The organism is Rathayibacter sp. AY1G1 (genome assembly GCF_002932095.1).
Lineage (GTDB): Bacteria > Actinomycetota > Actinomycetes > Actinomycetales > Microbacteriaceae > Rathayibacter.
In genome coordinates this window covers 1-5,733 of sequence record NZ_PSUZ01000051.1, presented here as the reverse complement: position 1 = coordinate 5,733, position 5,733 = coordinate 1, and the positions used below count along the sequence as shown (strand labels likewise).

Below are 5,733 nucleotides of genomic sequence, written 5' to 3'. Positions count from 1 at the left end.
CGAACAGCAGTGACACCGTCATCGCGATGACGACCGAGTCGAAGGCGGACGCGATGACGACGTTCGCGCGCACCAGGCGCCAGCCCTCTCTCGAGCGGATCTCGGCCGAGACCGTGGCCGCCGTCGTGGACAGCAGGAGCGCGAGGGTCGCGTCGTCACTGAAGTGCGGCGCCTCCTCGAAGGCGAAGCGCACCTGCGACCGCCGGGGCGACCGCGACTCGAGGCGCAGGCAGGCCTGTGCGACCGAGAGGACCATCAGCACCCACGAGCTCGCGACGGCGAGCAGGGCGGCGGCGAGGGAGAGGGGCTCGCTGCGGGACTCCGTCCTCTGCGCGATCGCCACCGTGACCACGATCGCCGGCACCGCCGCCGGCAGCGCCGCCGGCAGCGTCGTGCCGGTCACCCCGGTCGCTCCCGCCATCCGCGAGAGGAGGCGCCGCTCGCCGCGCGCCTCCTCCTCGGCGGTGCTCCGCAGCGCCTGCTCGTCGAGGCGCGAGAAGGAGGCGGCGCTTCGCAGCGCCTGCTCGTCGAGGCGCGAGAAGGAGGCGGCGCTTCGCAGCGCCTGCTCGTCGAGGCGCGAGTAGGAGGCGGCGCTCCAGCCCACGGAGAGGGCGGTGGAGAGCGGCCGGCCGAGCAGATGGACCGGAACGAGGGTCGCCGTCGCATCGACGGCCCCGTCGCCCGGAGCGAGCGTCCCCGTCGCCAGGACGAGCAGCACCACCACGATCGTGACCAGGAGGCGCACGCACACCCGGAACAGATCCGAGCGGGGTCGTCTGCGCGCGGTCATCGCCGTCCTCCCCGTCAGAGGCCCGGAGCGCGCCTCGAACAATATCCACGCCGTTCCGTCCTGCGGTGTCCCCGTGCACCACCGGGCCATTCGTTGCAACCAACAACAAATCCCCCGCGCACCCGGCAGAATGGACCCATGACCTCACGGAGCAACTGGGCGGGCACCTACGAGTACCGCGCCGCCGCCATCATCGAGCCGGAGTCCGTCGAGGAGGTGCAGCGCCTCGTCCGCGAGAACGAGCGCGTCCGCGCCCTCGGCAGCCGCCACTCCTTCAACTCCCTGCCCGACACCCCCGGCGCACTGCTGCACCTGGGGCACCTGGCCTCCGACCCCGTGATCGACGCCGAGGCGAGCACCGTCACCGTCGGCGGCGCCACCCGCTACGGCGTCGTCGCCGCGCACCTGCACAGCAACGGCTACGCCCTGCACAACATGGGCTCGCTCCCGCACATCTCGGTCGCCGGCGCCATCGCGACCGGCACCCACGGCTCGGGCGACCGCAACGCGAACCTCTCCTCCGCCGTCTCGGCGCTCGAGCTCGTCACCGCCGACGGCTCGCTGCGCACGATCCGCCGCGGGGAGCCGGGCTTCGAGGGCGTCGTCGTCGGCCTCGGCGCCTTCGGCATCGTCACCCGCGTGACCCTCGACATCCAGCCGACCTTCGACGTCCGCCAGGACGCGTTCGTCGACCTGCCCTGGGAGCGCGTGCTCGACGACTTCGACGCGATCACCTCCTCCGCCTACAGCGTCAGCCTCATGACCCACTGGTCCTCGCCGACGGTGGAGCAGCTGTGGCTGAAGACCAAGGCGGCGGCGGGATCCGTCGCCGACGTCGACGCGACGCACCTGGGCGCGGTCGCCGCCTCCGCGAGCCTCTTCGCCGTCTCGGAGGGTGTCGACTCCAACCTGAACCCGTTCGGCGGCTCCGTCGGACCGTGGTCCGAGCGCCTGCCGCACTTCCGCCTCGACCGCGAGCCGAGCGCGGGCGACGAGATCCAGAGCGAGTACATGGTGCCGCGCGCGAACGTCCGCGAGGCGATCGTGGCGCTGCGCGCGATCGGCGAGCGGATCGACGACGTCCTGCTCATCACGGAGCTGCGGACCATGGCGGGCGACGACCAGTGGCTCTCCCCCGCCGGAGGCCGCGACAGCGTCGGCGTGCACTTCACCTTCAAGAAGGACCGCGCCGGCGTCGACGCCGTGCTCCCCGCCGTCGAGGGAGCGCTGCTGCCGCTCGGCGCCCGGCCGCACTGGGGCAAGCACTTCCTCGCCGGAGCCGACGAGATCGCGCCGCTCTACCCGCACCTCGAGGAGTGGCGCACCCTCCGCTCCGAGTGGGACCCCTCGGGCCGCTTCGCGAGCGACTTCCTCCGCGACCGCCTGCTCGGCTGAGCGGCACCCGCCCCGCGGGACCAGGCAGGTTCCGCGGGACGGGGCTCACCGGACGCAGCACAGGACGGGGCTCACAGGACGCAGCTCGCGGGACGCGGCTCTCGGAACGCCGCTCAGAACAGGCGGGCCGCGTCGGCGGGCTCGACGAGGTCGCGCACCAGCGCCGGGATCCGCTTCCGGAACGGGAAGAACCCCCGCGACGCCGACGGCCACGCCGCACCGTCCCAGCGGCGGCGCACGGTGACGAGCGCGACCCCCTCGTCGGCGAGAGCCGAGCGGAGCGCCTCCACCCGCTCGCCGACGGGCCCGACCGGCGCGTACGGAACGACCACGGTGTCGATCCGCTCGGAGACCGCCCAGTCGACGACCGTCGCGGCACGCGCGTCCGCCAGCACCCGCGCCGGCCGACCGCTGGAGTCGGAGGTGCGCTCGGCGGCGTCGGCGAGCGCCGCGGCGGTGAAGGCAGCGACCGCGTCGGAGACTCCGGACGGCGAGCGCCCGCCCGCGTCCCCGGCGACGGCGCACGCGACGAGGCGCTCGGCCAGACCCGGCTGCTCGGCGAGCAGGCTCTCCGCCTCGAGGTCGTCCTCGTGCAGCAGGAGGCCGGGGCGGGCGCCGACGGTCCCCACAACGTCGTCCTGCTCGAGCGGTGCCCGCGGCGGGAAGGGCTCCTCCGTCAGCGCGGGGGCTGTGGTGGCGAGGCCGCTCGGCGAGAAGCGCCCCTCCGTGTAGCGGGCGATGTTGGACGCGGAGGCGAGGTAGGTCTTGCCCGGAGTCTGCAGGCCGGCGACCCATCGCCACGACAGGGTGTTGGACGCGGCGTCGCCGTCGAGCAGGTGCCGGTAGAAGAAGTCGGCGCCGAGCTGCCAGGGCAGTCCGAGGGTGAAGATCCAGATGCTCGCGAACCACATGCGGGTGTGGTTGTGGAGGTACCCGGTCTCGACGAGCTCGCTCACCCACGCGTCCATCGCGTCGATGCCGCTGTGTCCGCCGATCGCGTCGAGGTACCCGGGCGGAGGATCGCCCGCGGAGGAGTCCGCCACCTCGCGGCGGTAGCGGCGCCAGACGTCCGGGTTCTGCTCGAGCCAGCCCTTCCAGTAGGTGCGCCAGAACACCTCCTGGACGAACTTCTCCGCGGCGGTCAGCCGGTGGCGCGCGAGGACCGCGGCGACGACCTCCCGCTCGGTGACGAGGCGGTGGCGGAGGTAGGGCGAGAGCCCGGAGACGTTGTCCCGGGACGGTCCGAGGTCGTGGTTGCGGTCGCGGGCGTAGGCGGAGCCCGCGCGGGCGACGAAGTCGTCGAGCGCCTCGAGACCGGCGGCTCTGGTCGGGATGAACATCGCCCCATCATCGGCGTCGGCCCGGTGAGAACACCGGCGGCGGCCTCCCGAGTGCGCTCCGGGGACGGAGGTGCCCGCCGAGCGCTCGTCAACGGGGTGACCGGCGCCTCCGACCCGACGTAGCGTCGGAGGACGAGAGGGAGGCCGCCATGCCCCGCGAGGAACAGATCCCGTCCACCATCGAGCGCTCCGACGAGCACGCGCAGAAGCTCTGGTCGGCCGCGCACGACTCGGCCGTCGACAGCTACGGCGACGGCGAGCGCGCCCACCGCACAGCCTTCGCCGCGCTGAAGCACGAGTACGAGAAGGTCGGCGACCACTGGGAGCGCAAGGCCGAGAGCGGCCCCTCCGACTCCCGCGCCGAGGGCCACGGCCGCTCCCCCGGGGGCGAGACGGCGGGCGGAGTGGACGCGAACGCGACCAAGGCGCACCTGATGGACCTCGCCAAGCGCCTGGACGTCTCCGGCCGCTCGCGCATGACGAAGGCCGAGCTCGTCGAGGCCCTGCAGAAGGAGAGCACTCGACGGACGCGCGACGCGCGGTGAGGGCAGGGGGCGGGGTCGGGAACAGCCGCCCCGCCGAGCCCCGGCCCGCTCAGTCCAGCGCGTCCCGCATGGCCGCCATGCCCAGCTCCAGCTCGGCGAAGGTGGTCGACAGCGGCGAGAGGCCGATCCGGATGCCGTCGGGTCGGCGGAAGTCCGGCACGATCCCGTCCGCCTGCAGCCGCGGGACGAGGCCGGCGAACGACTCGTGCGCGATCGTCACGTGCGAGCCGCGCCGGGCGGGGTCGAGCGGAGTCGCCACCCGCACCCCGCGCGGCACCAGCCACGCGTCGGCCAGCTCCAGCGCGTACGCCGTCATCGCCTCCGACTTCGCGCGCACCGCGGGCATGCCCACCGAGGCGATCAGCGCGATCATGTCCTGCATCGCGAGCATCCCCGTGATCGGCGGGGTGCCGCTGAGGAAGCGCCGCATCCCCTCGGCCGGACGGTAGCCGGGTCCCATCTCGAACATGTCGGCGACGCCCATCCAGCCCTGCACCGGCTGCGTGAGCGAGCCCTGGTGCCGGGAGGCGACGTACGCCCACGCGGGCGCCCCCGGGCCTCCGTTCAGGTACTTGTAGGAGCAGCCGACCGCGAGGTCCGCGCCCCACGCGTCGAGCTCGAGCGGCACGGAGCCGACGGAGTGGGAGGCGTCCCAGAGCACGAGCGCGCCGGCCTCGTGCGCCTGGGCGGTGATCGCCGCGGCGTCGGCGAGGAACCCCGAGCGGTACGCGACGTGGCTGAGCAGCACCAGCGCCGTCCGCTCGCCGAGCACCGGGGCGAGGTCGTCGGGGCCGACGCCGCTCTCGGGGTCGGAGTCGATCCAGCGGAGCGTGCTGCCGGTCTCGGCCGCGATGCCCTCCAGCACGTACCGGTCGGTGGGGAAGTTGTCGGTGTCCACGACGATCTCGTCGCGCCCCTGCTCCGCCTGGCGGGCGATCGCCGCGCGGGCGAGCTTGTAGAGCAGGACGGTCGTGGAGTCGGCGACGACCGTCTGCCCGGCCGCGGCTCCCAGCACCGCGGAGCCGAGGGCGTCGCCGACCTCGAGCGGCATGTCGAGCCAGCCCTCCTCCCAGCCGCGGATGAGGCGGCCGCCCCACTCCTCCTCCGCGAACCGCGCGAGCCGGGCGACGCTCGCGCGCAGCGGCCGGCCGAGCGAGTTGCCGTCGAGGTAGGAGCGGACCTCGGGGGTGCGGACGAACAGCTCGGGGCAGTGCGCGAGCGGGTCCTGGGCGTCGAGCGGATGCATGCCCTCACCCTAGGTCGCGGGCGCCGGGCGCGACGCGTGCCGCCGGGGCCCCGGATCCGTGCCGCCGGGGTCCCTGACGGGTGCTGCCGGGGCCCCTGACGCTGCTCGGACGCCGCCCACTGTCCAGAAGTCGTCGCACTCGGCGTCGACTGCGACGACTCCCGAGCACTCGCGAGCCCTCACCCGGAGCCCCTCCCCCCCACTGTCCAGAACTTGTCGCACTCGGCGTCGACTGCGACAACTCTTGAGCACTCGCAAGCGCTCACCCCGGAGCCTCCCCCACCGTCCAGAACTTGTCGCACTCGGCCTCGACTGCGACAACTCCTGAGCACTCGCGAGCCCTCACCCGGAGCCCCTCCCCCCCACTGTCCAGAAGTCGTCGCACTCGGCGTCGACTGCGACAACTCCTGAGCACTC

General features: G+C 73.7%; 5 protein-coding genes. 2 read left to right on the top strand and 3 right to left on the bottom strand.

What is annotated here, in order from left to right; translation table 11 throughout:
• A partial coding sequence (locus C5C36_RS17080) for a DUF1345 domain-containing protein (protein WP_181133853.1) occupies nt 1-790 on the bottom strand: 790 nt, incomplete at its 3' end.
• Between the two features lie 138 nt (nt 791-928).
• Here C5C36_RS17080 and C5C36_RS17075 point away from each other — a divergent pair.
• A complete protein-coding gene (locus tag C5C36_RS17075; protein WP_104263614.1) occupies nt 929-2,185 on the top strand; it encodes a D-arabinono-1,4-lactone oxidase in 1,257 nt (418 codons plus the stop codon).
• A gap of 113 nt (nt 2,186-2,298) precedes the next feature.
• Here the strand turns inward: C5C36_RS17075 and C5C36_RS17070 are convergent, their stop codons facing one another.
• Nucleotides 2,299-3,525 carry an FAD-binding domain-containing protein gene (locus tag C5C36_RS17070; RefSeq protein WP_104261761.1) on the bottom strand — a complete coding sequence of 409 codons (1,227 nt, stop codon included), beginning with the start codon at nt 3,523-3,525 and terminating at the stop codon, nt 2,299-2,301.
• A gap of 149 nt (nt 3,526-3,674) precedes the next feature.
• Between C5C36_RS17070 and C5C36_RS17065 the strand changes: the two genes are divergently transcribed.
• The gene (locus C5C36_RS17065; RefSeq protein WP_104225169.1) at nt 3,675-4,070 is read left to right on the top strand and encodes a ChaB family protein; all 396 of its coding nucleotides are present in this window, start codon (nt 3,675-3,677) and stop codon (nt 4,068-4,070) included.
• 49 nt (nt 4,071-4,119) lie between these two features.
• On the opposite strand, the gene C5C36_RS17060 is transcribed toward C5C36_RS17065, so the two are convergent.
• Nucleotides 4,120-5,316, bottom strand: a complete 1,197-nt coding sequence (locus tag C5C36_RS17060; protein WP_104263613.1) for a kynureninase — start codon at nt 5,314-5,316, stop codon at nt 4,120-4,122.
• Nucleotides 5,317-5,733 lie beyond the last annotated feature (417 nt).